Origin of the sequence: Mycetocola spongiae (assembly GCF_020424085.1) — a bacterium.
GTDB lineage: Bacteria > Actinomycetota > Actinomycetes > Actinomycetales > Microbacteriaceae > Mycetocola > Mycetocola spongiae.
Map to the genome: position 1 here is coordinate 2,271,366 of NZ_CP080203.1, position 15,468 is coordinate 2,286,833.

At 67.0% G+C, this 15,468-nt stretch carries 14 protein-coding genes, 1 tRNA gene and 1 pseudogene; 10 read left to right on the forward strand and 6 right to left on the reverse strand.

Going from position 1 to position 15,468, the window contains the following annotated elements; translation table 11 throughout:
* Positions 1-129: 129 nt before the first annotated feature.
* The gene (locus tag KXZ72_RS10380) at positions 130-1,008 is read right to left on the reverse strand and encodes an exodeoxyribonuclease III (protein ID WP_226080859.1); all 879 of its coding nucleotides are present in this window, start codon (positions 1,006-1,008) and stop codon (positions 130-132) included.
* 78 nt (positions 1,009-1,086) lie between these two features.
* On the opposite strand from KXZ72_RS10380, the gene pyrE reads away from it, so the two are divergent.
* Complete coding sequence (pyrE, locus tag KXZ72_RS10385; protein ID WP_226080860.1) at positions 1,087-1,635, forward strand: orotate phosphoribosyltransferase; 549 nt, start codon at positions 1,087-1,089, stop codon at positions 1,633-1,635.
* Positions 1,635-4,409 (forward strand): hypothetical protein, encoded by a 2,775-nt coding sequence (locus tag KXZ72_RS10390; RefSeq protein WP_226080861.1) that lies wholly within the window; start codon positions 1,635-1,637, stop codon positions 4,407-4,409. The genes pyrE and KXZ72_RS10390 overlap by 1 nt, the downstream gene beginning before the upstream one ends.
* A gap of 69 nt (positions 4,410-4,478) precedes the next feature.
* Here KXZ72_RS10390 and KXZ72_RS10395 read toward each other — a convergent pair whose 3' ends face one another.
* The 5 genes from KXZ72_RS10395 to KXZ72_RS10415 are packed head-to-tail and all read right to left on the reverse strand — an operon-like array spanning position 4,479 to position 8,583.
* On the reverse strand, positions 4,479-5,309 hold the full coding sequence (locus KXZ72_RS10395; protein WP_226080862.1) for an HAD-IIA family hydrolase: 831 nt from the start codon (positions 5,307-5,309) through the stop codon (positions 4,479-4,481).
* Positions 5,310-5,362: 53 nt separating this feature from the next.
* Entirely contained in the window at positions 5,363-6,049 is a 687-nt protein-coding gene (locus tag KXZ72_RS10400) for a metal-dependent transcriptional regulator (protein WP_226080863.1), read from the reverse strand.
* Between the two features lie 4 nt (positions 6,050-6,053).
* A complete protein-coding gene (locus tag KXZ72_RS10405; protein ID WP_318999868.1) occupies positions 6,054-6,953 on the reverse strand; it encodes a metal ABC transporter permease in 900 nt (299 codons plus the stop codon).
* Positions 6,950-7,681, reverse strand: coding sequence for a metal ABC transporter ATP-binding protein (locus KXZ72_RS10410; protein WP_226080864.1), 732 nt, complete (start codon positions 7,679-7,681; stop codon positions 6,950-6,952). Before KXZ72_RS10410 ends, KXZ72_RS10405 begins: the two co-directional genes overlap by 4 nt.
* A complete protein-coding gene (locus KXZ72_RS10415; RefSeq protein ID WP_226080865.1) occupies positions 7,678-8,583 on the reverse strand; it encodes a metal ABC transporter substrate-binding protein in 906 nt (301 codons plus the stop codon). The genes KXZ72_RS10410 and KXZ72_RS10415 overlap by 4 nt, the downstream gene beginning before the upstream one ends.
* A gap of 105 nt (positions 8,584-8,688) precedes the next feature.
* Between KXZ72_RS10415 and KXZ72_RS10420 the strand changes: the two genes are divergently transcribed.
* From KXZ72_RS10420 to rplK, 8 genes and pseudogenes are all read left to right on the forward strand, one after another.
* The gene (locus tag KXZ72_RS10420; RefSeq protein ID WP_226080866.1) at positions 8,689-9,324 is read left to right on the forward strand and encodes a TrmH family RNA methyltransferase; all 636 of its coding nucleotides are present in this window, start codon (positions 8,689-8,691) and stop codon (positions 9,322-9,324) included.
* 281 nt (positions 9,325-9,605) lie between these two features.
* On the forward strand, positions 9,606-10,286 hold the full coding sequence (locus KXZ72_RS10425; RefSeq protein WP_226080867.1) for an AAA family ATPase: 681 nt from the start codon (positions 9,606-9,608) through the stop codon (positions 10,284-10,286).
* The gene (locus tag KXZ72_RS10430; RefSeq protein ID WP_226080868.1) at positions 10,283-12,619 is read left to right on the forward strand and encodes a YhgE/Pip domain-containing protein; all 2,337 of its coding nucleotides are present in this window, start codon (positions 10,283-10,285) and stop codon (positions 12,617-12,619) included. The genes KXZ72_RS10425 and KXZ72_RS10430 overlap by 4 nt, the downstream gene beginning before the upstream one ends.
* Before the next feature lie 84 nt (positions 12,620-12,703).
* Positions 12,704-13,282, forward strand: coding sequence for a TetR/AcrR family transcriptional regulator (locus KXZ72_RS10435; RefSeq protein ID WP_226080869.1), 579 nt, complete (start codon positions 12,704-12,706; stop codon positions 13,280-13,282).
* 216 nt (positions 13,283-13,498) lie between these two features.
* A tRNA-Trp gene (locus tag KXZ72_RS10440) sits at positions 13,499-13,571 on the forward strand.
* A 43-nt stretch (positions 13,572-13,614) separates the two neighbouring features.
* Positions 13,615-13,887, forward strand: coding sequence for a preprotein translocase subunit SecE (secE, locus tag KXZ72_RS10445; RefSeq protein WP_226080870.1), 273 nt, complete (start codon positions 13,615-13,617; stop codon positions 13,885-13,887).
* 266 nt (positions 13,888-14,153) lie between these two features.
* Positions 14,154-14,780, forward strand: a pseudogene (gene nusG / locus KXZ72_RS10450) (transcription termination/antitermination protein NusG); the annotation flags it as partial.
* Positions 14,781-15,021: 241 nt separating this feature from the next.
* Positions 15,022-15,450, forward strand: a complete 429-nt coding sequence (gene rplK / locus KXZ72_RS10455) for a 50S ribosomal protein L11 (RefSeq protein ID WP_226080872.1) — start codon at positions 15,022-15,024, stop codon at positions 15,448-15,450.
* Positions 15,451-15,468: the final 18 nt, after the last annotated feature.

The following is a 15,468-nucleotide window of genomic DNA, read 5'->3' on the forward strand; positions in this document are numbered from 1 at the left end:
ATAACGGAAACATAACGAGGATCCGCGTGGTTCTGCGGGAGGGGGCGGTTAATTAAAATTCGGGACGCCCCCGAACCCGACAGAATAGCAATCGTTTTCCGACGTCGGGCGACCGGAAAGGCGCTCCGATTAGCCAAAAATCATCGGCCGGTCATCGTCGTCCTCATCGAGGGAAATGTCCACCACCACGGGAACATGATCGGAGGGCCCGTCGCCCTTGCGCTCCTCGCGGTGGATCGATGCCTCGGTCACGAGCTCGGCAAATGCCGGCGAGCCCAGGATGAAGTCGATCCGCATTCCCTCGTTGCGCGGGAACCGCAGCTGGGTATAGTCCCAGAACGTAAAGCCCTCGGGCACCAGCGGGCGCACCACATCGCTCAGGCCCGCGGTCTCAAACGCGGCCAGGGCTGCACGCTCCTCCGGGGACACATGGGTGGAGGAGCCCAGGGTGAAGGAGGGATCGCCCATATCCGAGTCCAGGGGGGCCACATTCCAATCGCCCATCAGGGCCAGCGGCAGCTCGGGGGACTCCGCGAGCCAGCGCTCGGTATTGGCCCGCAGCGCGTCGAGCCAGGCGAGCTTATAGTGCCAGTGCGGATCATCCAGGGCCCGGCCATTGGGGATATAGAGCGTATACAGGCGCACGCCGTTTACGGTGGCCCCCATCGCGCGGGCCTCAAGCGGAACGCCCGCGGCATCCTCGGTGGGGAACCCCTCGAAGTTCAGGCGCGGGCGCGCGGCGGGCTTGCCAAAACCGGGCATGCCGTCAAACCCGATGGTCACATCCTCCAGGGGAAGGCGGCTGGCGAAGGCCACGCCGTTCCACTGATTAAGCCCGTGCACGTGCAGCTCATAGCCCGCCGCCTCAAAGGCCTCGCGGGGGAATTGATCGGGGCGACACTTAATCTCCTGCATTCCGAGCACATCGATGTCCTCGCGGATGAGCCAGTCCACGACGCGATCGACGCGGGCACGGATGGAGTTTACGTTCCAGGTGGCAATTCGCATGCCTCTACCGTAACGGCACCGCGGGAGGATTGGCCCGCGGGCTGTGTCTAACGCCGCCGCACCCGTAAGCTAGGGAGTGTGACCGACGCACGCCAGAAACTCATTGAATTTATTAAGGCCGACGCCGTATTCCACGGCGACTTCACGCTCACCAGCGGGAAGAAGGCCACCTATTATGTTGACCTTCGCCGGGTCAGCCTCGATCACCGGGTTGCCCCGCTGATCGGTCAGGTCATGCTTGACCTGATCCGGGATATCCCGGATGTGGTGGCCGTGGGTGGCCTCACCATGGGCGCCGACCCCATCGCCTCCGCCGTATTGCACCAGGGCGCGGCCCGCGGGGAATCCTATGACGCCTTTGTGGTGCGCAAGGAGCCCAAGGATCACGGCCGTGGCCGCCAGGTTGAGGGCCCCGATCTTGCCGGAAAGCGCGTGATTGTGCTGGAGGACACCTCCACGACGGGCGGTTCCCCGCTGCAGGCCATCGAGGCGCTGAAGAAGGTGGGCGCCGAGATCGCCGGCGTGGCCGTGGTGGTGGACCGTAATACCGGTGCCAAGGAGATTATCGAGGCCGCCGGCTATCCGTATTTCTCGGCCATCGGCCTGCACGACCTGGGCCTGGTCTAATGGCCGGGGACGAGCGGGACGCACAGGAGCGCCGCCCGGAGGATATCGAGGGGGTTCCGGCCGAGCGCACATCGCGCGAGGGCGTGGATGCCGCCAACGGTTCCGACTCGTCCCCGATTTCCGAGTCCACCGCCGTGGAGGGCGAGGCCCCGGCCGAGCCGATAGAGCCGGCCGGGCACGAGCCCAATAAGTGGGAGCAGCGCGCCTCGCGCTGGGCCCTCACCTGGCCCCCGGCCGAGGACGGCACGCCCGTTTCCGAGCCGCTGGGCACCGAGTGGCTGCTATCCGAGCTGGAGGAGACCGGCGCGATCGAGCTGCCCACGCTTCCCGAGGACGCGGCGGAGAGTGCACCCGCGGAGGGGCTCGAGCCCGCCGTGTCCGCCAAGCCCGTTCTGTCCGCCGAGCCGGTGCTGCACCCCGTGCCCGCCGAGCCCGTGGCCCCGGCCGCGGAGCCCGAGCCGGCCACCGAGATTCTTTCCGTGCCGCTTCCCGCGGGCGAGAGCGACGCGGTTTCCGCGCCCCCGACCGCCCCGGCACCGCCCGTCGCCGAGCCCGAGCCTGTCACCCCGGTATCGTCCGTCGTGGAGCCAGAGAGTGTCGCCCCGGTATCGTCCGCGGCGGAGCCCGAGCCTGTCGCCCCGGTATCGTCCGCGGCGGAGCTTCCCGCCGCCGAGGCCAATTCCGAGGGTTTTGCCACCTCGATTCCGATCATTCGCGCCGAGGGTGATACCGCCCCGTTCCAGCGCAGCGACCGCGTGGTAGCGGGCCCCGTCTCCGAGACCCCGGAGGGGGAAACCCCCGCGCCGTCCGGCGGCTCCCCGCTGTTTTCCACCTCGGTGGAGGACGGCGCCCCCGCGACCTTCGAGACCCCGCTCGCCCGCAAGGTGGCCGCCGAGCAGGTCGCCGATTCCGAAACCTTCGCGGGAGCGATCCCGGTGGTGGGCAGCCCCGCGCCCGCCGAGCCGGCAGTGACCGAGCCCGCGCCCGCCGAGCCGGCACCGACCGAGTCTGCGCCCGCCGAGCCGGCAGCGACCGAGCCCGCGCTGACCGAGCCTGTACCGACCGATCCTGCGCCGGTTGAACCCGCGACCGCTGAGCCCGTACATGTTGAGGCCGTACCGGTTGAGGCCGAGCCGACGCCGGAGCCCGAGGTCGTGCCGGTCGAGCATGCGCCCGTACCGGAGCCCGCCGAGCCCGCACCGACCGAGCCCGAGCCTGCGCTCGCCGAGCCTGAGTCCGTAGAGCCCGAGCCCGCGCCGGGCGAGCCGGGCACCCATCTCGAGTCCTGGGAGCGCCCCGCCCCCGAGACCGACCCCGATGAGATCATCGTCGAGGCGGAGCATATCGAGGAGATCCTCCACGCCCCGCACTCCGATCTGGAGCTGCCCGATGATCCCGAGACCTCGCGCCCGCTCTCGGGCCGCCTCCCGGTACTCTCCGAGCAGGCCACCCCGCGCAACGCCCGCGATCTGGACCCCACCGCCGAGGCCCCCGCCGCGGCGCAGCCCAACCTCGCCGAAACCGGTGCCCCGTTCAGCTGGGCGCTGACCCCGAACGACCGGCTCGACCCGCGTGTGCACGCGGAGAGCGCGGAGCCCCTTCCCGCGGAGGAGGCCACCGAGACCGCGGGGCTCACCCGCCCCGAGGCCCTCACCACCGAGACGGTGGCGGTGGATATGAGCGAATATCTCGGAGATGCGCCCACCGACTCCGCGGCGTCCGCCGCCGCGGGCCTGATCGCGGGAAACCTCGCCGCGGGTGCCGCCGGTGCCGCGGGCCTGGCCGGAATGGCCGATGCCTCCCCGCTCTCGGGCCCGATTAATATCGTGCCGCCGGGGGCCAACCCGGCCAACCCCGCCGACCCCGCCGACCCCGCCGAGCCCTCGGTTCTGGACCTCGTGAACCGCGTGCGCGAGAGCCATACCCCCGATCCTGATCTGCCCCCGGCCGCGGTCGAAATCCCGCCGATCACCGCCGAGATTCCGTTTATCACCACTACCGGCATCGTGGATCTTGATGCCATCGTGGCCGCCGCGGAATCCCCCGCGACCCCCGAATCCCCCGCCGCGGCCGCCGATCCCGGCGAGACCGTGGCCTTCACCAACCGGGAACTGGCCGATGCCATCGGCGTGCCCGTTCCCCCCGCGCCGCCGGTCCCGCCGGTACGCGGCCCGGGCTCCGGTTCGGGGGCCACCCCGCCGCCCCCGCGCGGACGCAAGCGCCCCGGATGGTTCTTCCCGCTGATCGCGGTGGCAGCGATTGCCGCACTGATCGGGCTCTATTTCCTCAGCAATACCATCGCATCCTCGCTGAAATCCCCCGCGGAACCCGCGCCCAGCGCCTCCGCCGAGGTCACCCCGAGCACGGAACCCGAGCCGCCCGCCACGGGCCCGCTCCCCGCGGGAACCCATGCCTGGGATGAGCTGCGCGGCGGCGAATGCCTCGCGCCGTTTAGTGACGGCTGGGCCCGCGAGTTCACCGTGGTGGACTGCGCCACCGAACACAACGGCCAGTTTGTTTCCAGCGTTGTGATCGACGAGGCCCCCGATGCCGTATTCCCCGGCGAGGCCGCCCTCGCCGCCCGCTCCGCGCTGGCCTGCTCCGCCCCCACGGTGCTCAACCGCGAGGCCGCCGCCGCGTTCCCGGATCTGCTGATCCAGGCCACGTATCCGATCACGGCCGAGCAGTGGGCCGCCGGGCAGCGCTCCTATGACTGCTTTATCTCCCGCCCGGATGGCGCGCCCCTCACCGGGAGCCTCGCCCCGGTGCAATAGCCGGCAGCATAAACATAAAAACGGCCCTTCCCCACCGAGTGGGGAAGGGCCGTTTTGGGCTCTGCGGGATTAGACGACCTCGGACTCCACGGGGGAATCCGAGAGCAGGTCCTTTACGCTGCCCAGAATCTCATCGGGGCGGAACGGATAGCGGCCGATCTCGGCCTCATCGCTGATTCCGGTGAGCACCAGCACGGTGTGCAGCCCGGCCTCGATTCCGGCCACGATATCGGTGTCCATGCGGTCACCGATCATTCCGGTGTTTTCCGAGTGCGCGCCAATCTTATTCAGCGCGGAACGGAACATCATCGGATTGGGCTTGCCCACCACATAGGGCTCAAAGCCCGTGGCCTTGGTGATCAGCGCCGAGATGGCGCCGGTCGCGGGCATCGGGCCCTCGCGGCTCGGGCCGGTGGCATCGGGGTTGGTGGCGATAAAACGCGCGCCCCCGCTGATCAGGCGAATGGCCTTGGTGATCGCCTCAAAGGAGTAATTGCGGGTCTCGCCCACCACCACATAATCGGGGTTGGATTCGGTCATGATAAAACCGGCCTCGTGCAGCGCCGTGGTGATTCCGGCCTCACCGATCACAAACGCGGTGCCGCCGGGCTTCTGACCCTTAAGGAACGCGGCCGTGGCCAGCGCCGACGTCCAGATGCGGTCCTCGGGGACCTCGAGGCCCGAGGCGCGCAGGCGGGCACTCAGGTCGCGGGGAGTGAAGATGGAGTTATTGGTGAGCACGAGGTACGGTTTGCCCTCGTCCCGCCACTGCTGGAGGAGCTCGGCGGCCCCCGGGATGGCCTTATTCTCGTGAACAAGAACCCCATCCATATCGGTGAGCCAACATTCAACCTCGGCGCGCTTCTGCTGCATTCGCGAAACTCCTTCTGCTGTAGCCATCGGGTCCAGTCTAGGCGACCGGTGTCACCCCGGGGAGGCCCGGGGTGTGAAATCTATATTTCGGATTTCCCGCCGGATCGGGCGAGCTCACCGATCCAGATCGCCTCGGCGGCGCCCTCGGGCAATTCCACCCGGGCGTCCCCCGCCGCCAGCACGGGGAGCGGGGTCAGCGCCTCCACCCGGATGATGCTTCCCGGGCCCAGCCGGTTTTCGGCGAGCTGGCGCAGGACCCGCGGATCGCGGTCCCGGATGCGCACGATTGGCCCCTCGGCACCCACCCCGGCCGCGGCCACCGTGCGGGTCTCGGGGCGCACCACGTGGCCCGCGGCATCGGGGATCAGGTCGCCGTGCGGATCGGCCGTGGGGTGTCCCATGCGGGCGGAAATCGCCTCCAGCAGGCGATCGCTGATCGAGTGTTCCAGGACCTCGGCCTCATCGTGCACCTCGTCCCAGGCATAACCCATCTCGCGCACGAGCCAGGTCTCCACGATGCGGTGCCGGCGCACCACGGCCAGCGCCCGCATCCGGCCCTCCTCGGTCAGGGAGATCGCCCCATAACGTACATGGGAGACCAGCCCCGCGGCCGCGAGCTTCTTGACCATCTCGGTGACCGTGGAGGGGGCAAGCCCCAGCCGGCCGGCCAGGACCGAGGGGGTGATCGGATCATCCTGCCACTCGGTATAGGCGTAGATGGTTTTGAGGTAGTCCTCGTGAGCGCTCTCCCGGCCCGAGCTGAACATGCGGTTATCCCTTGATCAGTACCGCCCCGACCTTCGGTGCAACCTCCAGCGTAGCGGCCCGTGCCCGCAGCCGCCCCGGAATGATTCCCCCGCGCGGCCCCAGCAGATAGGCAAGCGCAAAGAGGGTGGACTGCGCGAGCACTATCGAACCGCCCGTGGAGATATTGGCGTAATAGCTCACATAGGACCCCACGAGCGTGGCCAGGACCGTGGCCACGGCCGCCACGATCAGCACCCGCCCCATCCGGGCGCTCACGAGCAGGCCCGTGGCGCCGGGAATGATCAGCATCGCCACCACCAGGATGATTCCCACCGACTGCAGCGAGATCACCACCACAAGCGCCAGCAGGCCCAGCAGCATCATCCGCAGCACACGGGTGTTAATGCCCAGCGCGTGGGCGTGCACCGGATCAAAGGCAAATAGCGTGAAGTCTCGCCGCTTGAGCAGGAGCAGCGAGCAGCTGATGCCGCCGATGATCGCGCCCTGGATAAGATCACCCGGGCTCACGCCGAGCACATTGCCAAACAGAATATGGTTGAGGTCCACCTGGCTGGGCACCAGCGTGATCAGCACCAGGCCCAGGGCAAAGAGGCTCGTGAACACCACCCCAATCGCGGTATCGGATTTGAGGGTGGTGCTGGACTGGAGCCCGCCGATGATTGCCACGGCCCCCACCCCAAAGATGAATGCGCCGATCGCAAACGGCCAGCCGAGCGCATAGGAGATGACCACCCCGGGGAGCACCGCATGCGAGACGGCATCACCCATAAGCGACCAGCCGATCTGCACCAGCCAGCAGGAGAGCATCGAGCAGCTCACCGCGGCGATCACGGTGGTCACGATGGCACGCACCATAAAGGGGTGCGTGAAGGGTTCCGTCAGAAAGTTCAGGATGTCGTTCACGGGGTCACTCCAAAGGTCAGCACGAGATTTTCCGGCAGCAGGGCCTCGGCGGGAGGACCCTGGAAGAGCACCCGCCGGTTCAGGAGCACCACCTCATCGCAGAGCTCGGGGATCCCGGCGAGGTCATGGGTGGAGACCAGCAGGCTGCGGCCCTCGGCGCGCAACTCGCGCAGGAGGGCGGTGATCATGGCCTGGCTGGTGGTATCCACCCCGGCGAAGGGCTCGTCGAGGAGCAGCAGGGAGGCGTCCTGCGCGATGCCGCGCGCCACAAAGGTGCGCTTGCGTTGACCCCCCGAGAGGGCCCCGATCTGGCGGTCGGCAAGATCGCTCAGGCCCACGCGGGCGAGCGCGGTATCCACGGCGGCGTGATCGGCGGCCCGCGGGCGGCGGGTGAAGCCGAGGCGGCCATAGCGGCCCAGCATCACCACCTCGCGCACGCTGATCGGGAAATCGCGGTCGATGGCCTCGGTCTGTGGGACAAACGCGATCTGATTTTTTTTGCGGGCCTGGCGGTTGTCCTGCCCAAAAACCCGCACGGTTCCGCTCTCGGGGGTGACCAGGCCGATGATCGCGGAGAACAGCGTGGATTTACCCGAGCCGTTCATGCCCACCAGGCCCACAACGCGGCCGCGCGGGATGTGGAGGTCCACGTGTTCCAGGGCGCTGACGCTGCCGTAGCGCACGCTGATATCGGAGATGCTCACCGCCGGGGTGGCCGTGGGCGTCATCGGGTGAGCCCCTCGGCGATGACCTGTGCGTCGTGACGCAGGAGATCCAGATAGCTGCCCACGGGGGGACCATCCGAGAGCGAGTCCACATAGAGCAGCCCGCCGAGCTGGGCGCCACTATCGGCCGCGACCTGGCGCTGGGCGCTGTTGTTTACGGTGGACTCGCAGAAGATCGTGGGGACCTCGCGTTCCCTAACCTCGCGGATGAGCCCGGAGATCTGTTGCGGGGTGCCCTCGTTTTCCTGGTTCACCCCCCAGAGGAAGCCCTCGTCCAGGCCCACATCGCGCGCCAGATAGCTGAACGCCCCCTCGCAGGTGGCGAGGAAACGGCGGTTTTCCGGGATGGTCTCCAGGGCCGCGCTGAGCTCGGATGCCACGCTGCCGAGCTCGCGGGAATAGGCTTCGCCGCGCTCGCGATAGCCCGCGGCGTTTTGGGGGTCGAGTGTGGAGAAGGCGGTGACGATGTTTTTGACGTAGGTCTGCGCCACGATCGGCGACATCCAGGCGTGCGGATTATCGCGCCCGGTATATTCGCCCGAGGCCACCGGGATCGGGGTGACCCCCTCCGAGAGGGTGACCGTGGGGGCGTCGATATCCTGCGTGAAGCGCTGGAACCAGGTTTCCAGGCCGAGGCCGTTTTCGAGGATGAGCTGGGCGCCCTGGCCGCGGCGGAGGTCCTGCGGGGAGGGCTCATAATCGTGGATCTCCGCGCCGGGCCGGGTGACCGATTCCACGCGCAGGTCATCGCCGGCCACCACCTGCGCCATATCAGCGATCACGGTGAAGGTGGCCAGGACTACGGGGCGGTTATCGGTGGGGGCGGGATCGGGTGAGGAGGTGCATCCGGCGAGGGTGAGCCCGGCCACCGCGGCGAGGGCGAGGATCGAGGGAAATTTAGGCATACCGAAAACATAGCTTAATTTTCGGTGCACCGAAACCCGCGGCCAGAGGTGGAACGGGGATGGCCGCGAAGGGCCGCACCCGCGACAGCGAGTACGCTTGGGGGCATGAGTCAGATCCCCGCCAATCCCACCCATGAACTCTCCACCTCGGGGGTTGGGCCGTGGCGCGGCGAGCCGCCCACGGAGGCTCATTACGATCCGGAACTCCTGGAGCGCGGCGATACCCGCAATGTGATCGACCGCTATCGCTATTGGAATATGGATGCGATCATCGCCGATCTGGACGAGCATCGACACCCGTTCCACGTGGCCATCGAGAACTGGCAGCACGATATGAACATCGGGTCTATCGTGCGCAGCGCCAATGCCTTTGGGGCCGATACGGTGCATATCGTGGGTCGCCGGCGCTGGAATAAGCGCGGCGCAATGGTGACCGACCGCTATCAGCACGTCCTGCATCACGAGAGCGTCGAGGCGCTTGTGGAGTGGTGTGCCGCCGAGGACCTGCCCATCATCGGCATCGATAACGTCCCCGGCTCGGTCATTATCGAGACCTTCTCCTTCCCCGAGCGCAGCCTGATGCTCTTTGGCCAGGAGGGTCCGGGGCTCTCCGCCGAGGCGATCGCCGCCTCCCGCTCGATCGTGGAAATTACCCAGTTTGGCTCCACCCGCTCGATGAACGCCTCGGCCGCCGCCGCGGTCACGATGCACGCGTGGGTCATGCAGCACGTGAGCTTCTAGCCGCGACCCGCACGCACCCCCGTCCCCACCCGTACCGCGGGTGGGGACGGGGGCTTTTTTGTTCCGCGGGCGGCAGTATCCCGGCGGGTGGGCGCGCGCGGTGAGGCCGCCCCGCGCCTCCCCGGCGGCGCCGTGTGGCGTGGGTGAGTGGCCCCGCCGAGGGGGCCTCGCCCCGCGCGCCGCGCTGCCATTCCCAGCCTCCTGCCAGCCGCGGTTTGCGTTTTCCGTTCATCCGAGTAAACTGACCAGTCAGTACAAAGAATGGAAAGAAGGTCACCTTCGTGACAACAACATTTCGGGCGAGCGGACTCGCCCTCCGCGCGGATCGCGGCCCCATTTACGGCCCGCTGGATGTGTCGCTGGACGCCCCCTTTGGAGTCCTCACCGGCTCCCGGGGCAGCGGAAAGACCTGCCTCCTGCTCACCCTGGCCGGCCGCATGCGCGCCGGGGAGGGAACGTTTGACGTCCTCGGCACCCCGGGAAGCGCGGGGGTGAAGGCCCTACAGAACCAGAGCGCGATCGCCGGATTCTACGGAATCGACGGCCTCGAAGACTCCGTCACGGTGGGCAATGCCGTGACCGAGCGCCTGCGCTGGAACGCCCCCTGGTATACCCGCGTTCCCCGCGCCGATGACCGCGCCGTGCGCCGCGCCCTCGCGCCCGCATTTGGGGAGATCCCCGTCCCCTCCGCGGACACCATGATCTGGGACCTCGACGAGGACGCCAAGCTTTTGGTGCGCATCGGCCTGGCCCTGCTGGACGATCCCCGGATTCTCTTCGTGGACAATGTTGACCACGTGCACGACCTCCGCGGCCAGGCCGCGGTCCTCACCCGGCTCGGGGCGCTCGCCGCCTCCGGAACCCCCGTCGTGGTCACCACCGCGGGCTATACGCCGGCCCTCTATAAAGACGTAGCGACCGATATTCAGGTCGTCCCCATGCGCCAGGAGCAGCTCGTATGATCTCGTTCGCCTCTTCGGGTACCGAACTCACCCGTTTTAAAAAGGGAAAGCTTCCCAAGCTGGCCCTTGTTGTCCTTCTGTTTATCCCCCTGATCTATGGGGCGCTTTATCTCTGGGCGTTCTGGGCCCCGACCGAGGAGATGAAAAATCTTCCGGTGGCGCTCGTGAATGACGACCGCGGTGCGAGCCTGAGCGATGGCCAGGCGGTCCACGCGGGTGACGATGTGGTGAAGGAACTGCTTGACGGCAAGGACCTGGACTGGAAGAAGGTAGACGCCGAGACCGCCCGCACGGGCGTGGCCGATGGCACCTATTATTTCTCGGTCTCCCTGCCGCAGAACTTCTCCGAGGACGCCGTCTCGGTGGACAGCGATAACCCCGCCCAGGCCCAGATCCAGGTGGAGTTTAACGACGCCAATAACTTCCTGGCCTCGACCCTCGGCCAGTCGGCCATGACCCTGGTGCGCAACGCGGTGGCCGAGAAGATCAGCGCCACCACCGCCGATACCATGCTGGTCGGCGTGAATAAGCTGGGCGATGGAATTCGCACCGCCGCCGATGGCGCCGGTGAACTCAACGAGGGCGTGGGCACCCTCGCCGATGGCGCGGGCGAACTGGTGCTGGGCCTCGGCGCGCTCGCCGATGGCTCGGATCAGCTGGCCGCCGGCGCGGGCACCCTCGCCGGGGGCGTGAATACCCTGAGCGGCGGAGCCGGTCAGCTCGCCGCGGGTGCGGGCACCCTCGCGGGCGGGGCCGATACCCTCGCCGCGGGAAATAAGACGCTCGCCGCGGGCATGTCCCAGGCCGCAACCGGCGCGGGCACCCTCGCCGGGGGCGCCCAGGACCTGGCCGCGGGACTCGGCCAGCTCGCACAGAACACCGTGCCGCTGCGCGACGGGGCCGCGAACCTGCAATCGCAGACCACAAACCTTCCCGCCCAGGCCGAGCGGCTCAACTCGGGGGCCGCCGCGCTGAATACCGGCGTGGGAACCCTGCATCAGAACGCCGTGGCCACGCAGAATCTGGCCACCACGATCCAGGGCATCCTCGCGGATCCCAATAATAAGGACCTCACGGTGGCCCAGCTGAACGAGCTCCTCGCCCAGGGGCCCGCCACGATGACCGGCCTGGTGGGCGCCACCGGCGGCCTCGCCGCGGCCACCGCCGCCGACTCGGCCCTCGGCTCGGGGGCCGCGAGTCTCGCGGCCGGAACCGGCCAGCTCAACGGCAGCGTGCCCGCACTCGTGGTGGGTATTAATCAGCTCGCCGCGGGTACCGGCGGGGTCAATGACGCCGTACAGAAACTCAACGCGGGCGCGGGCACCCTGTCCGCGGGGGCGGGCACGCTGTCCGCGAGCCTGAATAACGCGGTCCCCGGGGCCACCCAGCTCGCCGATGGTGCCGCCACGCTCTCCGGCGGCGCGGGCACCCTCGCCGGAAAGACCCGGGAACTCGCGAGCGGCGCGCAGACGCTCAACGCCGGCGCGGGCACCCTCTCCGAGAAGACCCGGGAACTGGCCGCGGGGGCGGATACCGCCGCCAGCGGCGGTGACACCCTGCTCGAGGGCACCCAGAAGCTCGCCGATGGCAGCGGGGAACTCGCCACCAAGCTCGCCGAGGGCGCCGAGGAGGCCCCCTCCTATGACGCCCAGCGCATCGATAAGATGACCGAGGTTGTGGCCAATCCGATCGGCCTGAGCGAGACCAACGAGAATAAGGCAAGCAGCTTCGGCGAGGGCTTCGCCCCGTTTTTCATCGCCCTGGCCGCGTTTGTGGGGGCACTCATCACGTGGCTGATCCTGCGGGCACTGCCCACGCGGGCCCTCGCGAGCCGCACCTCGGGCATGCGCTCCGTGCTGACCGGCTTTGTCCCGGCGGCCCTGATCGGTGCCGGACAGGTCGCCATCATGATGGTGGTCCTGGTGTATGCCATCGGGCTGCGTCCCGATAACTGGATCGGCACCGCGCTGTTTATGTACCTCACGACGCTTGCGTTCCTCTCGCTCCAGCAGATGTTTATCATCCTGTTTGGCAGCGCCACGGGTCGCGTCATCAGCCTCGTGCTGCTGATGCTGCAGCTGAGTTCCTCGGGTGGTACCTATCCCGTGCAGACCACGCCCGGTTTCTTCCAGATCATGCACCCGTTTATGCCCGCCACCTATGTGGTCAACGGCCTGCGCCAGCTGATCACCGGCGGCGTGGACGAGCGCTTCTGGATCGCCCTGGCCTATATGGTGGGCCTGCTGGTGATCACCTTCGCGGTGAGTGCCATTGCCGCCGGAAAGCAGAAGGTCTGGACCATGAAGCGCCTGCGTCCCGAGCTCGCCATCTAGGCTAGGTCTCGGAAGCGGTGTGGCGGGGCTTAGGCCCCGCCACACCGTACCCATAATCCGCATAATCTTTCCAAGGAGAACCCGATGACCGCGGCACCACTGTCCAAGACCAAGCGTGCGATCCTCGATGCCGCGCTGGAGCTGTCCGCGGGCGGCGGCATCAGCGGCACCACGATGGATGATGTGGCCGAGCGGGCAGGGGTGGCCAAGGGCAGCCTGTATTACAACTTCTCCTCCAAGGATCAGCTCTTCGAGGCGCTCCTGGACGACGGTCTTGGTGCGCTCAGCGCGAGCCTGCACGAGGCCAAGGGTGAGCGCACCGGTGTGGTGGCTCTGCGCGCGCTGGTGGAGGCCACGCTGGATCGCATTCGCGCCAATCAGGCGATGTCGAAACTTCTGGTGGCCGAGCTCTTTCGCACCGATCGGGTCTGGCGGGAGTCCCTGGATAAGGTGCGCTCCGAGGCCATCGGCATCTTTGCCGAGGCCCTGCGCGAGACGGGCACGGTGACCGAGCCGGCCGCGTCGATCATGGCCAGCGCGGTATTTGGTGCGGTGCTTGTCGCGGGCCTGGAATGGGTGGTCTTTGATCCGCGACGCTCCCGGGACGACACGGTGGATGCCGTGCTGGGCGTGTTCTCGGGCGCATTTGCCGTGGATCGCTGAGGCGAAACCCGCCCGACACGCCCGCCGCGCTCGCCCGGACTCAAAATCCGTCGCGGGGGGCTTCCCGGCTTTACTCTCGCGTCAGTCTCGCTTAGACTGGCGCAGTAAGAGAAACCTGCCAAGCTTTTTTGCGCCCATTTTCCCCCTCAATTCGGTGGAAGTGTGAGCACTATAGTAAAGTTGGTTTCGCATCCTGTGATCGAGAAATCGATCCATAGGGCGGTGGCTCAATTGGTAGAGCAGCGGTCTCCAAAACCGCAGGTTGCAGGTTCGAGTCCTGTCCGCCCTGCGCGTCGATGTGAAGAGCATCGACACATGAAAGGTGTAAACACGTGGCCGCAAACGTAATCGACGAACCCGGTGAGGAAATCGTCGCTGCCTCAAAGCAGGCACGCTCCGAGAAGCGTGGTCCGTTTGCCGGAATCATCCTGTTCCTCAAGCAGGTGGTGGCCGAGCTTAAGAAGGTTGTCACCCCCACCCGCAAGGAACTGATCAACTTCACGCTGGTTGTTCTCGTGTTTGTGTTGATCATGATGGGTCTGGTGTATGGCGTAGACCGCCTGTTCGCCTGGTTGGTCGTGCTGGTCTTCGGGGCCCCGGTCTAACCCACACGCTTTCCGCTCACTACGGGAGCCTCCCAAACGGTTCCCGGGCATAGCCCGCCCGCGGCACTCCCCCGGACGGCAACAGAACTAAGGAATGAGATCAGGTGTCAGATAATCTGAACGAGAGCGACGTCGTAGCCGCCGAGGAATCGGCCGTCGAGGTTGCCGAGGCCGTCGAGGCGACGGAAGCGGAGGCCCCCGTGGCCGACGTCGCCGCCGATGACGACGTACAGGTTGACGCCGACGCCGCGGACGAGGCAGACGCCGAGCCCGCCGCCGAGATCGACCCCTACGACGCCTTCCGCGCCGAGCTGCGCACCCTCCCGGGTAAGTGGTACGTCATTCACTCCTACGCCGGTTTTGAGCGCAAGGTGAAGGCGAATATCGAGCAGCGTAAGGGCACGCTGGACGTGGCCGACTTCATCTACCAGGTTGAGGTCCCCATGGAAGACGTGGTTGAGATCAAGAACGGCCAGCGCAAGATGGTCACCCGCGTGCGCATCCCCGGCTATGTGCTGGTGCGCATGGACCTGAACGAGGACAGCTGGTCCGTCGTGCGGCACACCCCCGGTGTGACCGGCTTTGTGGGCAACGCCCATAACCCCACCCCGCTGCGCTTCGAGGAGTCCTTCAACATGCTGAAGAGCCTCGTTGAGGTGGCCGAGGTGGCCGCGACCAAGGCCGCGGGTAAGCCCGTGACCGGCCGCGTGATCCCCGCCGAGGTTGACTTCGAAATCGGCGAGACCATCACCATCAAGGAGGGCTCGTTTGCGGGTCTTCCCGGTTCGATCAGCGAGATCAAGCCGGAGAGCGGAAAGCTCACCGTGCTGGTATCCCTGTTCGAGCGCGAGACCCCGGTGGAGCTCAGCTTCGACCAGGTCACCAAGCTCTAGGTTTTTCCCGGAACGGCCCGCCCACTCTCCCGAGTGCGCGGGCCGTTCCGCTTTGCCGGGCGCGCGGCCCCGACTCGCTAATTGGCGGCGCTTCGCGTAGACTTATGCAGGTTTGTGTCTTCCGCTTCGCGGGCAGCGCATAAACCCCTCGATTTTTCACACCACCGCGGCCCAGTACTGGGTCGGCGGGAGAGCATCGGGCAACCGCCCCCTGCTCGACATTCAAATAAAGGATAAAAACATGGCACCGAAGAAGAAGGTCACGGGTCTGATCAAGCTGCAGATCCAGGCTGGCGCCGCGAACCCGGCACCGCCCATCGGCCCCGCCCTGGGTCAGCACGGCGTGAACATCATGGAGTTCTGCAAGGCGTATAACGCGGCTACCGAGCAGCAGCGCGGCAACGTTATCCCCGTAGAGATCACCGTCTACGAGGACCGCTCCTTCACCTTCATCCTGAAGACCCCGCCCGCCGCGGAGCTCATCAAGAAGGCTGCCGGAGTTGCCAAGGGTTCCGGAACCCCGCACACCGTCAAGGTTGCGAAGATCACCATGGACCAGGTCCGTGCGATCGCCGAGCAGAAGAAGTCGGACCTTAACTCGAACGACATCGACGCCGCCGCGAAGATCATCGCCGGTACCGCTCGTTCGATGGGTATCACCGTCGAGTAATTTACGCACCCGCGTAAA

What these genes read in the sequence shown, in the direction of transcription:
- KXZ72_RS10380 (WP_226080859.1), bottom strand. Translation starts at nt 1,008, where the DNA reads ATGCGAATTGCCACCTGGAACGTAAACTCCATCCGTGCCCGCGTCGAT.
- KXZ72_RS10390 (WP_226080861.1), top strand. Translation starts at nt 1,635, where the DNA reads ATGGCCGGGGACGAGCGGGACGCACAGGAGCGCCGCCCGGAGGATATC.
- KXZ72_RS10395 (WP_226080862.1), bottom strand. Translation starts at nt 5,309, where the DNA reads ATGGCTACAGCAGAAGGAGTTTCGCGAATGCAGCAGAAGCGCGCCGAG.
- KXZ72_RS10400 (WP_226080863.1), bottom strand. Translation starts at nt 6,049, where the DNA reads ATGTTCAGCTCGGGCCGGGAGAGCGCTCACGAGGACTACCTCAAAACC.
- KXZ72_RS10410 (WP_226080864.1), bottom strand. Translation starts at nt 7,681, where the DNA reads ATGACGCCCACGGCCACCCCGGCGGTGAGCATCTCCGATATCAGCGTG.
- KXZ72_RS10415 (WP_226080865.1), bottom strand. Translation starts at nt 8,583, where the DNA reads ATGCCTAAATTTCCCTCGATCCTCGCCCTCGCCGCGGTGGCCGGGCTC.
- KXZ72_RS10420 (WP_226080866.1), top strand. Translation starts at nt 8,689, where the DNA reads ATGAGTCAGATCCCCGCCAATCCCACCCATGAACTCTCCACCTCGGGG.
- KXZ72_RS10430 (WP_226080868.1), top strand. Translation starts at nt 10,283, where the DNA reads ATGATCTCGTTCGCCTCTTCGGGTACCGAACTCACCCGTTTTAAAAAG.
- KXZ72_RS10435 (WP_226080869.1), top strand. Translation starts at nt 12,704, where the DNA reads ATGACCGCGGCACCACTGTCCAAGACCAAGCGTGCGATCCTCGATGCC.
- rplK (WP_226080872.1), top strand. Translation starts at nt 15,022, where the DNA reads ATGGCACCGAAGAAGAAGGTCACGGGTCTGATCAAGCTGCAGATCCAG.